This is a genomic window from Psychroserpens sp. (assembly GCF_036960315.1).
Taxonomy (GTDB): domain Bacteria; phylum Bacteroidota; class Bacteroidia; order Flavobacteriales; family Flavobacteriaceae; genus Psychroserpens.
In genome coordinates this window covers 485,400-504,737 of the sequence record NZ_JBALVR010000001.1, presented here as the reverse complement: position 1 = coordinate 504,737, position 19,338 = coordinate 485,400, and the positions used below count along the sequence as shown (strand labels likewise).

17 protein-coding genes are annotated in these 19,338 nt (G+C 34.3%); 7 read left to right on the top strand and 10 right to left on the bottom strand.

Features of this window, described 5'->3' with window-relative positions; all coding sequences use genetic code 11:
• Nucleotides 1–61 precede the first annotated feature (61 nt).
• The 5 genes from V7719_RS02205 to mraZ are packed head-to-tail and all read right to left on the bottom strand — an operon-like array spanning nt 62 to nt 5,194.
• Nucleotides 62–1,525 (bottom strand): UDP-N-acetylmuramoyl-L-alanyl-D-glutamate--2,6-diaminopimelate ligase, encoded by a 1,464-nt coding sequence (locus V7719_RS02205; RefSeq protein ID WP_335728219.1) that lies wholly within the window; start codon nt 1,523–1,525, stop codon nt 62–64.
• Nucleotides 1,525–3,471, bottom strand: a complete 1,947-nt coding sequence (locus tag V7719_RS02200) for a penicillin-binding protein (RefSeq protein WP_335728512.1) — start codon at nt 3,469–3,471, stop codon at nt 1,525–1,527. The genes V7719_RS02205 and V7719_RS02200 overlap by 1 nt, the downstream gene beginning before the upstream one ends.
• A 58-nt stretch (nt 3,472–3,529) precedes the next feature.
• Nucleotides 3,530–3,847 carry an FtsL-like putative cell division protein gene (locus tag V7719_RS02195; RefSeq protein ID WP_335728218.1) on the bottom strand — a complete coding sequence of 106 codons (318 nt, stop codon included), beginning with the start codon at nt 3,845–3,847 and terminating at the stop codon, nt 3,530–3,532.
• A complete protein-coding gene (rsmH, locus tag V7719_RS02190; RefSeq protein WP_335728217.1) occupies nt 3,844–4,740 on the bottom strand; it encodes a 16S rRNA (cytosine(1402)-N(4))-methyltransferase RsmH in 897 nt (298 codons plus the stop codon). Before rsmH ends, V7719_RS02195 begins: the two co-directional genes overlap by 4 nt.
• A complete protein-coding gene (gene mraZ / locus V7719_RS02185) occupies nt 4,727–5,194 on the bottom strand; it encodes a division/cell wall cluster transcriptional repressor MraZ (protein ID WP_335728216.1) in 468 nt (155 codons plus the stop codon). Before mraZ ends, rsmH begins: the two co-directional genes overlap by 14 nt.
• 299 nt (nt 5,195–5,493) lie before the next feature.
• On the opposite strand from mraZ, the gene V7719_RS02180 reads away from it, so the two are divergent.
• Together V7719_RS02180 and yihA are read left to right on the top strand one after the other, a co-directional pair.
• Entirely contained in the window at nt 5,494–6,258 is a 765-nt protein-coding gene (locus V7719_RS02180; protein WP_335728215.1) for an alpha/beta fold hydrolase, read from the top strand.
• A gap of 36 nt (nt 6,259–6,294) precedes the next feature.
• Nucleotides 6,295–6,903 (top strand): ribosome biogenesis GTP-binding protein YihA/YsxC, encoded by a 609-nt coding sequence (gene yihA, locus V7719_RS02175; protein WP_335728214.1) that lies wholly within the window; start codon nt 6,295–6,297, stop codon nt 6,901–6,903.
• Nucleotides 6,904–6,952: 49 nt separating this feature from the next.
• Here the strand turns inward: yihA and V7719_RS02170 are convergent, their stop codons facing one another.
• Both V7719_RS02170 and V7719_RS02165 read right to left on the bottom strand, forming a co-directional pair.
• Nucleotides 6,953–8,044, bottom strand: a complete 1,092-nt coding sequence (locus tag V7719_RS02170) for an ABC transporter permease (RefSeq protein ID WP_335728213.1) — start codon at nt 8,042–8,044, stop codon at nt 6,953–6,955.
• 1 nt (nt 8,045) lies between these two features.
• On the bottom strand, nt 8,046–10,190 hold the full coding sequence (locus V7719_RS02165; RefSeq protein ID WP_335728511.1) for a carboxy terminal-processing peptidase: 2,145 nt from the start codon (nt 10,188–10,190) through the stop codon (nt 8,046–8,048).
• Between the two features lie 215 nt (nt 10,191–10,405).
• Between V7719_RS02165 and surE the strand changes: the two genes are divergently transcribed.
• The 5 genes from surE to V7719_RS02140 all read left to right on the top strand — a co-directional run bounded on the left by surE (nt 10,406) and on the right by V7719_RS02140 (nt 15,241).
• A complete protein-coding gene (surE, locus tag V7719_RS02160; protein WP_335728212.1) occupies nt 10,406–11,185 on the top strand; it encodes a 5'/3'-nucleotidase SurE in 780 nt (259 codons plus the stop codon).
• Complete coding sequence (locus V7719_RS02155; protein WP_335728211.1) at nt 11,175–11,459, top strand: hypothetical protein; 285 nt, start codon at nt 11,175–11,177, stop codon at nt 11,457–11,459. Before surE ends, V7719_RS02155 begins: the two co-directional genes overlap by 11 nt.
• 1 nt (nt 11,460) lies before the next feature.
• On the top strand, nt 11,461–12,570 hold the full coding sequence (gene lpxB, locus V7719_RS02150) for a lipid-A-disaccharide synthase (protein ID WP_335728210.1): 1,110 nt from the start codon (nt 11,461–11,463) through the stop codon (nt 12,568–12,570).
• 76 nt (nt 12,571–12,646) lie between these two features.
• The gene (locus V7719_RS02145) at nt 12,647–13,165 is read left to right on the top strand and encodes a C40 family peptidase (RefSeq protein ID WP_335728209.1); all 519 of its coding nucleotides are present in this window, start codon (nt 12,647–12,649) and stop codon (nt 13,163–13,165) included.
• A 39-nt stretch (nt 13,166–13,204) separates the two neighbouring features.
• Nucleotides 13,205–15,241 carry a ComEC/Rec2 family competence protein gene (locus tag V7719_RS02140; protein ID WP_335728208.1) on the top strand — a complete coding sequence of 679 codons (2,037 nt, stop codon included), beginning with the start codon at nt 13,205–13,207 and terminating at the stop codon, nt 15,239–15,241.
• Nucleotides 15,242–15,250: 9 nt separating this feature from the next.
• Here V7719_RS02140 and V7719_RS02135 read toward each other — a convergent pair whose 3' ends face one another.
• The 3 genes from V7719_RS02135 to V7719_RS02125 all read right to left on the bottom strand — a co-directional run bounded on the left by V7719_RS02135 (nt 15,251) and on the right by V7719_RS02125 (nt 19,325).
• Nucleotides 15,251–15,808, bottom strand: coding sequence for a thioredoxin family protein (locus V7719_RS02135; RefSeq protein ID WP_335728510.1), 558 nt, complete (start codon nt 15,806–15,808; stop codon nt 15,251–15,253).
• Between the two features lie 85 nt (nt 15,809–15,893).
• Nucleotides 15,894–17,681: a peptide MFS transporter gene (locus V7719_RS02130; protein WP_335728207.1), complete on the bottom strand. Its 1,788-nt coding sequence runs from the start codon at nt 17,679–17,681 to the stop codon at nt 15,894–15,896.
• A 69-nt stretch (nt 17,682–17,750) separates the two neighbouring features.
• A complete protein-coding gene (locus tag V7719_RS02125) occupies nt 17,751–19,325 on the bottom strand; it encodes a peptide MFS transporter (RefSeq protein ID WP_335728206.1) in 1,575 nt (524 codons plus the stop codon).
• Between the last annotated feature and the right edge of the window lie 13 nt (nt 19,326–19,338).

Sequence of the window (19,338 nt, the reverse complement as noted above, 5' to 3'; positions counted from 1 at the left end):
CTAATGGTCAGATGTAATTTGCCATTAAACATTTTTGTTAATATGAGTATTCTGTAAATGCTCATTTTTGTAATTGCTTTAAAAATTCTTGTACTATTTTATAATCATCAAAATCAAAGCGTTCGTCTTTAATTTCCTGATAGGTTTCATGCCCTTTTCCAGCAATCAAAATGATATCATTAGAATTTGCTAGTTGACAAGCTGTTTTAATAGCTTGCTTTCTATCAACTATGGACATTGTTTTTTTAAAATTTTGAGGCTCAACCCCTTTTTCGATTTCCTCTATAATAGTTTCAGGAAGTTCACTTCTAGGATTATCACTTGTAAAAATGACCTTTGTACTCAAAGCTGAAGCGACATGCCCCATTTTAGGACGTTTTGTTTTATCTCTATCACCTCCACAACCGACAACTGTAATGAGTTGCTCATTATTTGTACGAATACTATTTATAGTTTCTAATACATTTTTAAGTGCATCAGGCGTATGTGCATAATCAATTATAGCCGTAATTTTTTCTTCTGAAATGAGATACTGAAAGCGACCGCTAACGCTTTCCAATTCGCTAATCAATCTTAGTATCTCTACTTTTTCCAGACCTAACAATTCTGCAGTACCATAAATCGCAGTGACATTATAAGCATTAAAACTTCCGATAAGTTTTGTCCATAATTCACTGTCATTGAGTTTTAATAGTAATCCACTAAACTCATTTTCTAATACTTGTGCTTTATAATCTGCATAGGTTTTTAGTGCATAAGTATATGTTTTGGCTTGGGTATTTTGAAGCATCACTAAGCCATTTTTATCATCAATATTCACCAATGCAAAAGCACTCTTCGGAAGCTTATCAAAAAATGATTTCTTGACATCACGATACTCAGCAAATGTTTCATGGTAATCTAAGTGATCGTGTGAGAGGTTTGTGAAAATTCCGCCTTCAAAATGCAATCCTTCTGTTCTATGTTGATGAATTCCGTGTGAACTCACTTCCATAAAACAAAATTCAACACCTTCGTCGTTCATCATTTTCAAGTATTTATTGATGGTTAATGAATCTGGAGTCGTGTGTGTTGCTTTATATTCGGTATTATCTATCATTACTTTTACCGTAGACAATAGACCAACTTTAAATCCCGCTTTTTTGAATAGATGATATAATAATGTAGCAATAGTTGTCTTTCCGTTAGTACCAGTTACACCTACCAATCGCAAATTTTCCGAAGGATTTTCATAAAAATTAGCAGCCATATATGCTAGTGCTTGGCTTGCACTTTCTACCTCTATATAAGTGATACCATCTTTCAATTCAGAAGGCAATGTTTCACAAACAATTGCAATTGCACCATTTTCTAAAGCGGTTTCAATAAATTCATGACCATCAACTAAAGTCCCTTTTATTGCTACAAAAACATCACCATTTGAAACTTGTCTAGAATCAAAATACACTCCATTGATATCTATACCAGTGCTTCCTGCAACAGCATTAATAGTAACCTTGTATAATATGTCTTTTAATTGTAGCATTAAGTTCCTAAAACGATGACTTGATTTGGTTTGACTTTATTTCCTTTAGTAATTGATTGTGATTTCACCACTCCTACACCTTCCATTTTTACTTTGAGTCCCATATTTTCTAATAATGCCAAAGCATCCATGGTTGGAAGACCAACTACATTTGGCATTATGGTTTTATAAGTTTGAGCTATTGTATAGAAAGATTCGTATTCTTCTTCTACTTTGGAGTTGACAATTTCTAAAGACTCCACTTCATCTATTAATGGTGTTTCTGTATATATTTTTTGAGCAATTCTTTTAAACACGGGACCTGATACATCTGCACCATAAAAACCAACTTTTGTACTTGGTTGATGAATCACGACAATGCAAGAATATTTTGGATTATCTACTGGAAAATAACCTGCAAATGAAGACACATATTTCCTATCCTTCAACCATTCTTCATAATCGTTATAGTCTGTTCTTGCTGTTCCTGTTTTACCAGCCATGGAGAAATTTTCGGAGTACATACGTCTTCCCGTTCCTCGAATCACAACATTTTTCAATATTTCGCGAATCTCACCTAAGGTCTTATCAGAACATATTTTCTGATTAATTACTTCTTTTTCAAAGACCTCAATCTCTCTACTAAACTCCTTAACAGCTTTTATAAATCTAGGCTTTACCATTTCACCATCATTAGCAATCGCGTTATAAAATGCCAAAGTTTGCAAAGGCGTCATTTGCATATTGTAACCATAAGCCATAGAAGGCAACGCATTCTTGCTCCATATTTTATCTCCAGGTTCAGGTATAATAGGCTTCCCTTCACCAATAATTGAAACACCAAGTGTATTATGGAGATTCCAGCTTTTTATTCGATTTATAAACTTCTTTGGTTGTTTAGAATAATTTTCGTCGATAATTGTAGCTAAACCAATATTTGAAGACACTTCCAAGGCTCGAGCTGCGGAAATTTTACCATAACCTCGAGAATCCCTAATGGTTCTACCATAGAAACGCTTAGAGCCATTTTGAGTATCGACTACTGTTGAAGTATCTATTACTTTATCTTCTAAAGCAGCCATTAAAGCCATCACTTTAAATGTTGATCCAGGCTCATGACTTTCACCAACGGCATAATTAAGACGCTCATAATAGTGTCCATTTTTGTTGCGACCCAAATTCGAAATCGCTTTAATTTCTCCAGTTTTCACATCCATAACCACAGCACAACCATGATCTGCTTCATACTTTTCTAATTGACCTAATAGAGAATGATGAGCGATGTCCTGAATATTAACATCAATGGTTGTATACACATCATAACCATCTTGAGGTTCAATTTGGTCATAATCCACAATAGGTTTCCATTGACCATTACCAATTTTTTGCTTTAAACGCATGCCATTAGTACCACGTAAATATTTCATTCCAAACGCACCATCGATTCCTGGCCTGGTTACATTTCCGTCGCCATCAATTTTCTCATAACCAATGGTTCGTTCAGCAATTCCACCCATTGGATGCTCTCGTCTTGTGGTTTGCTCGACAATGAGTCCGCCTCGAATTGCACCAAGCTCCAACATTGGGAAATTTCGTAATCTGATATAATCTGAATAGCTAATATTTCGAGCTAAAAGGAAATAACGGTTCTTGTTTGCACGCGCTTTCTTAATGCTATTTTGATGAAAACTTGACGATTTACCTGTGTAGTTTGCGAGAGAATCGCCTAATGCTTTAATGTATTTATTAAAAGTCTCTTCTTTAGGCTGAATCGCATCAATACGAATATCATACTTAGGAATCGATGTAGCTAACAAGCTGCCATCGGCAGAATACACATTACCTCTATTTGCTGGAATTTCAACGTTTTTTATAGTTCGTTCTTGCGCTAGGCTTCTATAATCATCACCTTGAATAAACTGAATACTACACAATTTAAACACGACGGCAAGCGCGAAGACAAACATACTGCCAGCCACGAAATATAATCTGTTTAATATGTTAGTATCGGTTGTTGCCACGTTATCAATTCTGTGATTTTACTTTTATCTTTTTGGGCGGAATCTCTGATATTTTGATTCCTTTTTCTTCAACTTCATTTATAATTGACGATTCCATTTTGAGTCTCATCAACTTCGAGCGTCCGTCAACAAATGCTGATCTAAGCTCTTTAACATCATTTTTTAGTCTTGCAATCTCGTACACTTTTTGGTCTGCACTATGCGAACTCGCAATCATAATGATCGCTAATACTGAAATAAAAATGATGATTCTCCAATTCTTAAAGGAGTCATCACTCACTAAAAATTTACCTCTTAATACGCTGTAAATATTTTTCCTCATAACTTTTCAGCTATACGAAGCTTCGCGCTTCGCGCTCTATTATTTTTAGCTACTTCTTCTTTTGATGGGACAATTAAACCACCAACTTTTTTTAACGGAACTTCAAAATTTCCAAATACATCACGCTCGGGTTCACCTTCAAATAATCCGTTTCGTATAAAGCGCTTCACTAATCTATCTTCTAGCGAGTGGTATGATATCATACTTAATCGCCCTCCTTTAACCAATACATCTGGTGTCTGTTGCAAAAATTCTTTCAACGCCTCAATCTCTTGGTTCACTTCAATTCTAATAGCCTGATAGATTTGAGCCAATACCTTATTTTCTTTTTTATGGTTTAAAAATCTTTTGAGAGCAGTTTTTAATTGCTCACTCGTTTTAATCTCACCATTTTTTCTTTCTTCTATAATCACGCTCGCCATTAATGGCGCTTGTCTTAACTCTCCATACTGAAACAAAACGTTCTTGATTTGCTCTTCGTCATACTCATTAACTACATGATAAGCAGAGAGGCTATCATCTTGATTCATTCTCATATCTAAATCAGCCTCAAAACGTGTTGAAAATCCGCGTTCTGCAACATCAAATTGATGTGATGAGACTCCAAAATCTGCTAAAACACCATCAACTTGTTTTACACCATAAAATCTTAGAAACCGCCTAACGTATCTAAAGTTTTCATTAATTAATGTAAAACGTTCATCATCGATTGTATTTAAAAGAGCGTCTTTATCTTGATCAAAAGCCAATAGCTTTCCGTTAGGACCTAACTGTTTTAATATTTCTTTACTATGACCTCCTCCTCCAAAGGTGACATCAACATAAATTCCGTCAGGTTTTATATTTAAACCTTCAACCGTCTCCGTGAGTAATACTGGGTTATGATATTCCATCTTCATCATCTTGTCCCATAACTTCTTCAGCTAAATCTGCAAAGTCTCCAGTTGCATCATCGATAGCTTTCTCATAATTTTCTTTATCCCAAATCTCAATGATATTGATTGCAGACGCAACAACGATATCTTTTGTAATACCTGAAAAAGCCACCAAATCTTTTGGAATTAATAATCGTCCTGCAGTATCAATCTCAATCTGTTTTAACCCAGCGGTAAAACGACGAATAAAGTCATTGTTCTTCTTTTTAAAACGATTGAGTTTATTCACTTTTTGCATCAATACGTCCCATTCGTTCATTGGATACAACTCCAAACAAGGTTGAAAAACCGCACGTTTCAACACGAACCCATTTTGCATCATAGGAAGCAACTGCTTCTTAAGAGCAGAAGGAAGCATGAGCCTTCCTTTGGCATCCACTTTACACTCGTATGTTCCGATTAAAGGGTTCAAAATGATTGATTTACTATGAGTAACGATTGAGATTCAAATATATTGAAAATTTTACCACTATTTACCACATCATCCCACTTTTGTTAATAAATTTATATTTCAGCATTAAATTCGTACTTAAAACCCCTATTTAAATGGCCGTAAAAACTTTACATTCAGCACACTAAAATCTCACTTTAAAATCCCAATTCTATTGTTAACATCTTAAATAAAACTATAGATTGGCCTGAATAAATAATATGCAATTCTTTTAACGGAATTACCTATATTTGTTTTTGACCAAAATGACTAACGAATAGATGGTGCACCGATTAAAAGAGGAAAAAGATTACAGATATATTGAAGTTGGAGAAGGCACACCAATCATTGTACTTCATGGTTTGATGGGTGGTTTGAGCAATTTTGATGCTGTTACCGATTTCTTTAGTAAAAAAGGGTATAAGATTTTAATTCCTGAGCTTCCTATTTACACAATGTCTCTCCTTAAAACCAATGTTAAGAGTTTTGCAAAATACCTCCATGACTTTATAGATTTTAAAGGCTTTGACGAAGTTATTTTACTTGGAAATTCGCTTGGTGGACATATTGGTCTCTATCACACAAAATTATATCCTGAAAAAGTAAAAGCACTCATCATTACCGGTAGTTCTGGGCTTTATGAAAGCGCTATGGGTGGAGGCTATACCAAACGCGGTGACTATGAGGTTATTAAGAAAAAAGCACAGGATGTGTTTTATGATCCTGCTGTAGCGACGAAGGAGATTGTTGATGAAGTTTACGAAACGGTAAATGACAGAAACAAACTTATCAAAACTCTTGCTATTGCTAAAAGTGCGATTAGGCATAATATGGCTAAAGACCTACCAAAAATGAACTTACCAGTAGGCATTATTTGGGGAAAAAATGATTCTGTTACACCTCCAGAAGTTGCAACCGAATTTAATGAGCTTTTACCAAATTCTGAATTGTTCTGGATTGACAAATGTGGTCATGCAGCCATGATGGAACATCCAGATGAATTTAATCGAATTCTTAACGATTGGTTAGAAAAAAGAAAATTATAACTTCTTATACTTCTGAAACTTCTTAAATCAAAACAAATGCTTATCAAAACTGCTGAATTTGTAATTAGTAATTCTGATGTGGACAAATGTCCTAATAATCAGATACCAGAGTATGCTTTTATTGGACGTAGTAATGTTGGAAAGTCTTCTCTAATCAACATGCTTACTAATCATAAAAATTTAGCAAAGACCTCTGGAAGACCTGGAAAAACTCAACTTATCAATCACTTTATAATTAATAAAGAATGGTTTTTGGTGGATTTACCAGGTTATGGTTATGCAAAAGTCTCGAAGACTGCTAAACGAAAATTTCAGAAATTTATTACCAACTATTTCGAAAAAAGGCGACAACTAGTTTCTGCATTTGTTTTGGCAGATATAAGACACGAACCTCAAAAAATCGATTTGGAGTTTATGGAGTATTTAGGGGTTAACCAGATTCCGTTTTCAATCATCTTTACTAAAGCAGATAAGCTAAAACCTATGGCTATTGAACGCAATGTGGAAGCGTATTGTCAAGAACTATTAAAAACATGGGAAGACCTACCAAATTACTTTGTGACTTCATCCTCAAAAGCCGTTGGTAGAGACGAGGTCTTAAAATATATAACGGATACCAATACCGAAATAGAAGCGATGCGATAGTTACACCTCATAAACTTTAAAACAATCTATAAAATTCGTTTGGTTTCTATTAAGACTTCACATCCAAAGCATCGCGTAAAGCATTACCAATCAACATAAACGCCATTACTAAAATCATAATACACAACCCTGGAATTAAGGCTAAATAAGGTTTTCCTAAAATAATATAATTGTAGTGATCTTTTATCATTGCTCCCCAACTTGCCATTGGTGGTTGCGCACCTATACCAAGAAAACTTAATCCGCTTTCTATAAGAATTGCCGCTGCAAAATTCGCTGCTGAAATCACAATAATCGGCGCCATGATATTAGGCAAAATATGCTTAGTAATAATTCTAAAATCATTAAACCCTAAAGCTCTAGCTGCAGTCACATATTGCATCTCTTTTGCGCTTATAATTTGCCCTCTCACAACTCTAGCCACTTCAACCCACATAGTTAAGCCAACAGCTATAAAGACCTGCCAAAACCCTTTACCTAAAGCCAATGTAATGGCAATTACCAAGAGCAACGTTGGAATAGACCACGTGACGTTTATAATCCACATAATAAAAGCATCTACTTTTCCTCCATAATAACCTGCAATGCTTCCCATAAAAATACCGATGATCAGAGAAATAAATACAGCTATAAAGCCAATAGAAAATGAAATTCTAGAACCTATTAAAATTCTGCTCAATAAGTCTCGACCATATTTATCAGTTCCGAAGAGAAATGTTTTTTCTTTAACATAAACCTCATCCTTATTTGGATAGGTATTTAAATCTATTGATTTATTAACACCTATTAAACCATCTGTAGCATATTCGGTATAATTTAGTATATCATCAGTGATAGTATACTCTGAAATAGGAATTTCAATATCAGCATCTGTCTTACCAAACATTAATTCAGAAAAGAACGACTGATTATTATCAATTTCAGAAGGAAGATGGAGCATTTGAACTTTAAATCCTGGGCGTTGCGAATGGATTGACAAATGCATTTGATTGGCATTTCGAGAATCATCTGGAGCAATTGCATAAGCAAAAAGTGATACAAATCCAATGATGACTACCGCCCAAAAACTAAAAACGCCCCAAAAGTTTTTCTTAAACTTTCGGAGCGCCAATTGTCTTAATGAGTCACTGTTATTGCTCATTTTAATTTTTTACGGTCGTCGCTACTTTTTTGATTTTGTAAGTCATTTTTAAATCGTTCAACACGTTAAGTGCTTCTTCGATATAAACATCCTTACTTAAACTAGTATGCCAACGGTTTCTTTTTTCTTTTAGAATTGAATCTTTATTCATCAATGCGACCTCATAAGGCAAAGATTCAAACGATAAGTTTGTTTTATAATCTGAAAGCTTTTCAAAGCGCTTAGATTCTTCTTCATTGATCTCTAATGCATTTTTATAATCTTCATAATTTAAAGAGTAAATCTCTCGATCTCTAATTTTCTTAACCCATTGCGCATTAGCATCTATCAACTTTAATTGTTCGTTGTCTGCCATACGCTCTTTACTCTTAGCTATGGTGGTATCATAGTCGTAATAACTTCCCCATAGATTATAATCAACAGGGTCTATTTTATCCCATTCTAACGGATTCTCTTGATCTTTCTCACCAATATTGATATAGCTGTAACGGTCTGGAACGACAACATCACTTTTCACACCTTCCAATTGGGTAGAACCTCCATTAATTCTGTAGAATTTTTGAGTTGTGAATTTCAAGGCTCCCATATCTCCATTACTATTTTGTCTCACCATTCGGTTTAAATCAAGTACGTTTTGCACTGTTCCTTTCCCGTAGGTTTGCTTACTCCCAATAACAATAGCTCTTTTATAATCTTGCATAGCAGCTGCTAATATTTCTGAAGCTGAAGCAGATAGTTCATTCACCAAAATCACCAAAGGACCATCCCAAACGATGCCTTTATCTCTATCTTTTAGAACTTCTTTAGGCTCACCAGCTGTTTTAACCTGAACAATTGGGCCATCTTCGATAAATAATCCACCCATATCTACAACGGTTTGGAGTGATCCTCCTCCATTATTTCTTAAATCGAGAACTAAACCTTCAACACCTTCTGCTTTTAATCTTTCAATCTCTTTTTTGATATCTGAAGCGGCATTTCTTTTATTATAGTCTTCGAAATCTACATAGAATTTTGGTAAATTAATAACTCCAAATTTCTTCTCATCTTTAATAACTGTTGATGATTTTGCGTAAGTTTCTTCTAACTCAACAATGTCTCTTGTAATCGTAATATCTTCAATGGTACCATCTACTTTTTTTAAAGTCAATGTCACATTTGTGCTTTTAGGACCTTTTATAAACTTGATGGCATCATCTAATCGCATACCAACAATGTTAATACCTTCCTCTTCATCTTCTTGGCGCACCTTCATGATTTGATCACCTACTTCTAGTTTATTCTGCCTCCAAGCTGGACCACCACTTATGATTTCGTTTACGAGAATAGCATCCATTTTTTTCTGAAGCCTTGCACCAATACCTTCGAAGTTACCTGACATTGCAACATCAAAACGATCTTTATCTTCTGGAGCAAAATAGAATGTATGTGGATCAAACTCTTCTACAATAGCATTGATATAAACCGCAAACCAATCTTTACGTTGTCTGTCATCAATAAAATCATATAGCTCATCTAGAGATCTTTGCGTATCTTCTCTTGCTTCGGCTTCTATTTCTTTTTTAGATTTCACTTCACTTTCCTCTATTTTTTCTTCCACAGAAGCTAACATAGATTCTTGATCACTCAACAAATCGTCATAATTAGCAATCGTAGAAAATTTAAGCTGTTGTCTCCAACGCTCTTTCATTTCCTTTTTCGACGTGGCATATACTAATTTTTTATAGTCTGTAGAAAACTCTTCAGCAGTTGAAAAATCAAAAGAATCTGATAATACATCTTTATAAATGCCTTTAGATTCTTCAATACGTTGCAATAAACGCTCATGCGTTATATTAAAAAACAAAACATCATACGCTTTTATTTGATCGTCTAATTGCGTTTTATAAACTTCAAATTCTTTGATATCTGAAGCATAGAAATAACGCTTAAAAGGATCCAATTGTTCCAAATAGTCTGTAAAAACAGCTTCAGAAAAATTGTCGTTAATATCTTGTGGATCGAAATGCCCTTCTTGTAGAACATATGTAATTAACTGTATTAACAGTTTATCTTTATTTGGGTCCTCAAATTTTTTCGCAGTAAAGCCGCAAGAAGCAAAGGCTAAAAGCAATACTAATAGCAGCAGTTTATAATTCCTCTTCATCATATTTCTCATATTTTATTAATGTAAAATGCAATTAACAGCAAATTAATTAGGTGTTAAATTACACTGTAGATTATTTACATAATTTCTACTAAAGTAAATGAAAAAACCATGCCAATAAAAAAGCAAGCTAATAAATTTTTGTTAAACCTGTATTTATAGGATTTTCAAGCGTGTTTACCTATTTTTGTAACTCTTTTAAATAAAGATATTTTATGTCAGAAAAGCCTCTTATTTTAGTAACCAACGATGACGGAATTACAGCTCCAGGTGTAAGAGCTTTAATCGAGGTCATGAATACCATTGGAGATGTTGTGGTGGTCGCTCCAGATAGCCCTCAAAGCGGAATGGGACATGCCATAACGATAAATTCAACACTTCATATTGAAAAGGTGACTATTGATGATGGACCACAAGAAGAATACAGCTGCTCTGGCACACCTGCAGACTGTGTTAAGCTTGGTGTTAAAGAGATATTGAATAGAAGACCCGATTTATGTGTTTCTGGAATTAATCATGGTTCGAATTCTTCTATCAATGTTATCTATTCGGGAACCATGAGTGCTGCGATTGAAGCTGGTATTGAAGGTATTCCAGCGATTGGTTTTTCGCTTTGCGATTATAATTGGAGCGCTAATTTTGAGCATTGCAAGTTGTATGTGAAAACCATAGCTGAACACGTTTTAAAACACGGATTGGACAATGGGACCGTTTTAAACGTGAATTTCCCTAATTTGGAAAAAAAAGCAATTAAAGGCATAAAAGTTTGTAGACAAGCACGCGCCAATTGGGAGGAAGAATTTGATAAACGTCAAAATCCGTATGGTAAGGATTATTACTGGCTCACCGGAAAATTCGTAAACCTAGATCATGGCGAAGACACCGATGAATGGGCTCTGGCTAATGGTTATGTTTCACTTGTACCAATTCAATTTGATTTGACGGCACATCAAAGCATTCAATATTTAAACACATGGAACTTAAATGAAAAATAAAAATATAATTATAGGCATTGTTACTGGCCTGTTAGCTAGTGCTATCGGGTTACTTTTAGTGCTGTTGCTCTTCGGAAAAGGGAATTCTTTAAATGATTCACTACAAATTGCCCTTAGTCAAGGTGTTTTTACTAAATTAGTAAGTATGGGAGCGATTTTAAATCTAGGCGCCTTTTTCCTGTTTTTAAGAAGAAAAGAAGACGCACGAGCACAAGGTGTACTTATCGCAACTGTTATTGTTGCTATTATAACATTAATCATCAGATTTATATAAAGTGAAATATTATATCATTGCTGGCGAAGCCTCTGGAGACCTACATGGTTCCAATCTTATGAAAGCCTTACAACGACAAGATGTAAATGCTGAAATTAGATTTTGGGGAGGCGATTTAATGCACGCAGTTGGTGGCACATTAGTAAAACATTACAAAGAGCGTCAATTTATGGGTTTTGCTGAAGTTATTTTTAACCTCAGAAAAATTCTAGGCCTTATCAAATTTTGCAAAAATGATATTGATAGTTATCAACCTGACGTCATCATTTTTATTGACAACTCTGGTTTTAATCTACGAATCGCCAAATGGGCAAAAGAAAAAAACTATAAGACGCACTATTACATTTCGCCACAAGTTTGGGCATCTAGAGCTAGTCGTGTTGAAAAAATTAAACGTGATGTTGATGCAATGTATGTGATTCTTCCGTTCGAAAAAGAGTTTTATAAAACATACAATTATGACGTTCATTTTGTTGGTCATCCATTAATTGATGCCATTGCCGACAGGACTCAAGTTGATGAGTTTAAATTTAGAGAAGAATACGGCCTTACTGATAAACCTATAATTGCCCTACTTCCTGGAAGTCGGAAACAAGAAATCACTAAAATGTTAGGCGTTATGCTTAGTGTGGTTGATGGTTTTTCAGAATACCAATTCGTAATTGCTGGTGCTCCAAGTCAGGAGTATAGTTTTTATGAGCCATTTATAAAACAAAATAATGTGGCTTTTATATCGAATCAAACTTACGATTTACTAAGTGTTTCAACTGCTGCGTTGGTCACTTCTGGTACTGCAACTTTAGAAACAGCTTTATTTAAAGTGCCGCAAGTAGTCTGCTATAAAGCCAATGCGATTTCTTATCAAATTGCCAAACGTATTATTACACTTAAATACATTTCGCTAGTCAATTTAATTATGGATCACGAAGTCGTGACAGAATTGATTCAGGGGGATTTAAATACGAAACGTCTTAAAAAAGAATTGCATAATATTCTTGATGATGACCAGCGCATCAAATTCTTTATTGAGTACTACGATTTAGAAAAAAAATTAGGTGGAAAAGGTGCCAGTGATAAGGCAGCACAACTCATTTTTGAAAGTTGTAAATAAGATTGTTAAAAACCCAAACGTTATTGGCACATTAAACTATCAGAAATATATACTTTTAAGCATTATTTCCTACTTTATGAAAAAAATTATCCTGCTTCTCATTTTATGTGTCTGCTTTACAAATTGTAAATCCGCAAAAAGTGTTGCTACCAAAAAGGGCAGAACTACAAAAACGGCTACTAAAAAGTCTACGCCATCCAAAGCATCATCAAAAACTATAGAGAATATTATTGACTACGCAAAAACTTTTAAAGGCACTCGCTACAAATATGGCGGAATCACCAAAAGAGGTATAGATTGCTCTGGACTGGTTGTGACAGCATTCAGCAAAGAAGATATTGCATTACCACGAACGACAGGCGATTTATCAAAACGCGGTGAATGGATTGATGTGAAGGAAGTCCAAGAAGGCGATTTGTTGTTTTTTGCAACCAAAAAGAATAGCCGCAAGATTAACCATGTTGGTATTGTCGCTAAGGTAAGACCTGGCTATGTCGAGTTTATTCATTCTACAACAAGTAAAGGCGTAATTACTTCCAGATTATCTGAACGCTATTGGTACCAAGCTTATGTGCAAGCAAGACGAATGATGTAGTTTATTTACTATATATAGATTATTTACTATATTGAGAGTATGAAACCTCTTAATTTTACGATAATCAAATTAACGATTTGCCTCATTGCGGGCATATTACTTTCCTATTATATAAGTCTCAATCTTAATACCTCGTTTTATACGATCGTAACTGTTTTAATAGTATTGTTTGCTATATATCTGATCGCTAATCGTCAATTAAAAAAGACCATTTGGTTTGGTCTCATCTCATATATATTCATGATGTGTCTTGGTATACTGACACATCAATTACACGACAAAAAAAACGTTTCGAATCATTACACGCATCTAATAGATACAGAAAGCAATCAACCACGTTTATTGACATTCAAAATTCGTGAACGCTTAAAACCAACAACATATAATAATAAATATGTTGTGGATCTCATTACTATAGACAGCCAATCTGTTACTGGAAAATCCTTATTGAATATTGCAAAAGACAGTTTGCAGAATAGATATAACATTGATGATGTCTTATTGATGTATTCAAGTTTTGAACCAGTACATCGACCTCTAAATCCGAATCAATTTAATTATAAAACCTATCTAGAGAAGCAATATATCTACCATCAACTATATGCAGAACAGCATTCACTATTAAAACTTGAATCACAACAACATACGGTGTTTGGTTATGCAGCAAGGTTGCGAGATAAAATCAACAAAAAGCTAAACACTTACAATTTCAAAGCCGAAGAATTAGCCATCATTAATGCTCTAATTCTTGGGCAACGACAGGATATGAGTAAGGACATTTATCAACGTTATGCTAATGCTGGAGCCATACATATTTTGGCGGTTTCAGGTTTACATGTTGGTATTATTCTGTTGCTACTTAATATTGCTTTAAAGCCAATTGAACGTCTAAAACATGGCAAACTCATCAAAGTTGGTCTCATTCTCATTCTACTGTGGTCGTTTGCAATAATTGCTGGGCTTTCAGCTTCGGTAACAAGAGCAGTGACGATGTTTAGTATTGTCGCCATAGCACTGCATTGGAAACGAGCGACCAACATTTACAACACACTTGCAATTTCAGTTTTTATTCTACTTTTATTTAAACCGATGTTTTTATTTGATGTTGGTTTTCAAATGAGTTATCTAGCCGTTTTAGCTATTGTAAGTATCCAGCCAATCCTATATAAATTATGGCAACCAAAATGGAAGATAATAGATTACTTTTGGCAGATATTTACAGTGACCATAGCAGCTCAGTTCGGTGTAGTTCCGGTAAGTCTATATTACTTTCACCAATTCCCTGGTTTGTTTTTCGTGTCCAATCTAGCGATTATTCCTTTTCTAAGTATCATTTTAGGTTTAGGCATTTTGATTATTATTTTAGCCTTGTTCAATGCGCTTCCCGAGTTTCTTGCAAATCTCTTCGGAAACATCATTAGTTTGATGAATTCGGTCGTTGGCTGGGTATCTCATCAGGAAACATTTTTATTAAAAGACATTTCATTTGATGTATCGCATGTTATCACGTCTTATGTATTAATCATTACATCAGTTTTGATGTTTAAAAAAATAAATTTTAGGCGTATATCATTAGTTTTAATTTCAATACTATTGATTCAAGGCGTTTGGATGGCTTCAGAATATAGAAACGCAAACAATTCGTTTACCATCTTTCATAAAAGCAGATATAGTATAATCGCACATAAAATGCATTCAGAATTGAACGTTTATCATAATTTAGATAGTATTACGGCATCAAATGATAGAGTCGTTAGTAATTATTCCGTCGGGAATTTTATCAATAAGATTAATCGTGATTCTTTAAAATCGGTTTATCAGTTTCAGAATAAAACCTTACTCGTAATTGATAGTTTAGGCGTGTATAATGTCAATTCATTTCAACCTGATTACGTATTACTTCGTAATTCGCCAAGAATCAATTTGGAGCGTATGATTGATTCTATACATCCGAAATATATTATCGCAGATGGTAGTAATTACAAATCCTATATCAAGCGTTGGGAAGTGACTTGTATCAAAAGAAAACTCCCTTTTCACCAAACAGGCAAAAAGGGAGCATTTATAATTAAATAAGCTTTTGTTTTACTCCTGAAAGACTGGTTTAAATGCTTTGTAAAACGTATTAAACTGCGCTTGAGTTGTGATATCTTTATAAGCATCCGTTTGGAACAACTTTAAATACAACTCGATTTGTTGTGGTTTCATATAACCGCTAATAGGCTGAATTTTGTCTCCTTTTTCGTCAAAATAAACGATAGTTGGATAAGCTCTAACACCTAAATAGCGAGATAATTGATGTACACCGTTTCTACGATTTTTGAGTTCTTCCTTGTAACTAGGGTTAGAGTATTCTTTACCTTCATAGGTGACTTTAGAATTCCCTTCAGCATTAAACTTAACGGCATAGAAATTTTTGTTAACAAAGGCTACAACGTCTTTGTTGTGGAAAGTATTCTTATCGAGCAATTTACATGGACCACACCAATTCGTGTAGACATCCATCATAATTTTCTTTGGGTTTTTCTTTTGAGCAGCTAAGGCATCTTCAAAAGTCATCCAATTAATTTCCTGTGACTGAGCGATAGCAGAAGTTGATGTTATCAACGCTACTGCAAATAATAAAACTAGCTTTTTCATAATCTGATTTGTTGCAAAAGTTGTTCCGAACTTACAAAAAATGCTCCAAATTAGGAGCATTTCAGGTTATTTTAACGGATTTATTCGATTAACGAACACCATGCATGAGTTTTTTAAGTAAAGGATTTAAAAATATGGAAAGCAACCCTACAACAATAGGTATGAGTGTAAATATTAAAAAGAATGTCCCTAAAGAGTATTGTTCAGAGATTTTATCAATCATTCCTCCCATTGTTCCTGCAGCTTTTTGACCAACTGCAATGGCTAAGTACCAGACTCCAAACATAAAACCAATCATTCTAGCTGGAACTAGTTTACTTAAATAAGACAATCCTACTGGAGAAATACATAACTCACCCATCGTATGTAACACATATGCTAAAATTAAGAATATCATACTCACTGAAGCGGTTTTCGCACCAGAAGGAATATCTGAAGCCCCATAAGATAGAATGGCAAAACCAAGACCTAAAAGAATTAATCCGATACCATACTTCATAGCAGCGCTAGGATTGTATTTACTTTCCCACCATTTCGAGAAGAATGGTGCCATTGTAATAATAAAGAATGAATTTAATATTGCAAACCATGAAGCTTCTACTTCAGTAACGTCAGCCGATAGTTTAACATATAACCTATATATTACCAAAATCCATAATCCTAAAAATGCAATTGCTAAAATAATATTTGATAGGCCTATTCTTGAAAAAGTCTTTTTAGCTAGTAACCAAAGTACCCATGTAATAATAAATAAAGGTATTGTCGTTAAAAGTGTGTCAATAATACTAAATATCGTTCCAGCACTGCCTTCTAAAGTACGATCTGTATAGTCTCCAGCAAACAATGCCATCGATCCCAAAGATTGCTCAAAAAAAGCAAAGAAAAATACGGTGAATAAACCAAAAATTGAAACCGCAATAATTTTATCCCTTACAATAGGCATATATCTAGCAATCCTTGTAACTAATAAAACCAAAAACAAAGCTAAGGCAGTCAAAACAACCACATTAGAGCCACTTAGCCCACCTACATTAAAAGGCAACATATTTATATCTCTTATTTTTTCTAAAGGATCATTAAAAAGATAAAGTAAACCACCAACAGAGGATAATACGATTAATATTTTATCAAATAATGTAAAAGGATTAAGCTTTTCATTTTCATTAATTTCAGTTGCATGTTCTTGCGGGCTTTCTTCATTTATATTTTGTGACAATTCAACCTCGTGTACTTTGCTTGGTTTAGCCCCAATACTTCCGAATAAACTTCCAGCTAACCAAAATTGCAACATACCTAACAACATAAAAATACCTGCTAGACCAAATCCATAAGACCACCCATAAGTTTCTCCTAAATACCCACAAAGTAACATTCCGAAAAACGCACCTGCATTTACACCCATATAAAATATGGTGTATGCGCCATCTTTTTTAGATTCTTTGCCTTTGTACATTTCTGAAATAATAGATGTAATATTTGGCTTAAAAAAACCAGTCCCAATCACTAAAAGGGCTAAACCTAAATAAAAGGACATAGTATTTTCTAAGGCCATCGCAGCGTGTCCAAGGGTCATAATTAAACAACCGATTACAACTGCTATTCTATAGCCTGTTATCTTATCAGCAATCCAACCACCGACAATTGGTGTTAGATATAATAATGATGCATAAGTTCCAATTAAAGATAAAGCATGTTCTCTTGGCCATTCCCAACCTGGGTTATCACTTAATATAGGTGCCGTTAAAAAATATATTAATAAAATACGCATTCCATAGAATGAAAAACGTTCCCACATTTCGGTAAAAAATAATACGAACAGCCCAGCTGGATGTCCAATGACTTTGTCTTTAAATAGATTTTCGATATCTGTATTCATAAGAAGAATATTTAGTTAGAAAAGAGAAACCCTCACAATATGAAATTGCAAGGGTTTTTATATTAAATGTTAGTTATTAATGTCTGGATCTGCTAATTCGAAACCTTCAGTTTCATCAGTGTGCATCATGCGCTCATTATCTTCTGCGCCATGAGTTAAACGTTTAAGTGGTTTTAATAATGCTATAACTAATAAACCAAAAACAACTGTAAATACTACAATGCCAATAAAAATAGTGTATTCCCCAAAGTGTTCAGATTTTTCACCTAAAATCCCTGCTACTTTTCCTCCAAGACCGGTAGCTGCAAAATACAATCCCATCATTAAGGACGCGTATTTAATAGGCGCCAGTTTCGTTACAAATGAAAGAGATACGGGAGAAGAACATAATTCTCCAATCGTATGAAATAAATAGGCTAGTACTAACCATTGCATTCCAGAACTTCCGTTTGCCTCAAATTCTTTTACAGCAAAAATCATAAACACAAAACCTAGTCCCATAATTATTGTTCCTGTAGCCATTTTAAATAATGACGAAGCTTCTTTGTTTTTAAGCTTTCGCTTAGCCCAAACATTTGCTACCCAAACCGCAAATAAGATAATAAAACCAGCATTTAACCCCTGAAACATCGGTGTTGGGATTAGATACCCAAATAACATCCTATCTGTTTTTGTTTCGGTATAAACACTCATTAATCCTCCTGCTTGTTCAAAAGCTCCCCAAAAAACAATAACGAGTAAAAAGGAGAGAAGTAACACCAAAAAGCGATCTCTCATCACATTACTTTCTAAACTTTTATAAATCATCATTAATAATCCAACAACTAATGACAGAAATATAAAAAGAGCTCCATAACCCCAATGATCGACACCTTCAAATGTAAAACCTGCGTATACCGATAATGCTAATAAAATTATTAAAATAACTAAATGTACAGGAGACTTAAATATGTTTGAAAAAAGTTTAACTAAAGAAACATCATTCTTTTTTTCTTCGACTGTAGGCTTATTTCCTACATGTTTAATATATTTTTGACCATAAAGGTATACCATTAAACCAAAAAGCATTGCAATTCCTGCCAATCCAAATCCTGCATGCCAACCCCATTCTGCAACCACAATACCAATTACAGATGTCGCTAATAGTGAGCCTAAATTAATTCCTATATAAAAGATACTAAAACCTTTATCTCTTCTAATATCTCCTTTTTTATAAAGACCTCCAACCATTGTTGAGATATTAGGTTTTAAACAACCAACGCCGAGAATAATTAAGGCTAATCCTGTAAAGAAAGCCCAATCAGCTTCTATTGCAAGTGTTCCATGTCCTAAAACTAATATGATAGCTCCAAGCAGAACTGTCTTTCTCTGTCCTAAAACTTTATCAGCCAAAATACCTCCTGGAATTGAGATAACATAAACCAACATCACATACCAACCATATAATTGATACGCTTCGAGTTTTGTCCAACCTAAACCTGGTCCATCTGCATGAGATGCTTGTGCAATCATATAAATAACCAATATTGCACGCATTCCGTAGTAAGAAAAACGTTCCCACATTTCTGTGAAGAATAACACGTATAAACCTATGGGATGTCCCCAAAGTTCTTTTTGATGCGGTTTTAAAGTTGTCGTTGACATATATATTAAGTAT

Coding starts and splice junctions, on each gene's coding strand:
- V7719_RS02205 (WP_335728219.1), bottom strand. CDS start 1,525: ATGCTACAATTAAAAGACATATTATACAAGGTTACTATTAATGCTGTT.
- V7719_RS02200 (WP_335728512.1), bottom strand. CDS start 3,471: ATGTTTGTCTTCGCGCTTGCCGTCGTGTTTAAATTGTGTAGTATTCAG.
- V7719_RS02195 (WP_335728218.1), bottom strand. CDS start 3,847: ATGAGGAAAAATATTTACAGCGTATTAAGAGGTAAATTTTTAGTGAGT.
- rsmH (WP_335728217.1), bottom strand. CDS start 4,740: ATGGAATATCATAACCCAGTATTACTCACGGAGACGGTTGAAGGTTTA.
- V7719_RS02180 (WP_335728215.1), top strand. CDS start 5,494: ATGGTGCACCGATTAAAAGAGGAAAAAGATTACAGATATATTGAAGTT.
- yihA (WP_335728214.1), top strand. CDS start 6,295: ATGCTTATCAAAACTGCTGAATTTGTAATTAGTAATTCTGATGTGGAC.
- V7719_RS02170 (WP_335728213.1), bottom strand. CDS start 8,044: ATGAGCAATAACAGTGACTCATTAAGACAATTGGCGCTCCGAAAGTTT.
- V7719_RS02165 (WP_335728511.1), bottom strand. CDS start 10,190: ATGAAGAGGAATTATAAACTGCTGCTATTAGTATTGCTTTTAGCCTTT.
- surE (WP_335728212.1), top strand. CDS start 10,406: ATGTCAGAAAAGCCTCTTATTTTAGTAACCAACGATGACGGAATTACA.
- V7719_RS02155 (WP_335728211.1), top strand. CDS start 11,175: ATGAAAAATAAAAATATAATTATAGGCATTGTTACTGGCCTGTTAGCT.
- V7719_RS02145 (WP_335728209.1), top strand. CDS start 12,647: ATGAAAAAAATTATCCTGCTTCTCATTTTATGTGTCTGCTTTACAAAT.
- V7719_RS02140 (WP_335728208.1), top strand. CDS start 13,205: ATGAAACCTCTTAATTTTACGATAATCAAATTAACGATTTGCCTCATT.
- V7719_RS02130 (WP_335728207.1), bottom strand. CDS start 17,681: ATGAATACAGATATCGAAAATCTATTTAAAGACAAAGTCATTGGACAT.
- V7719_RS02125 (WP_335728206.1), bottom strand. CDS start 19,325: ATGTCAACGACAACTTTAAAACCGCATCAAAAAGAACTTTGGGGACAT.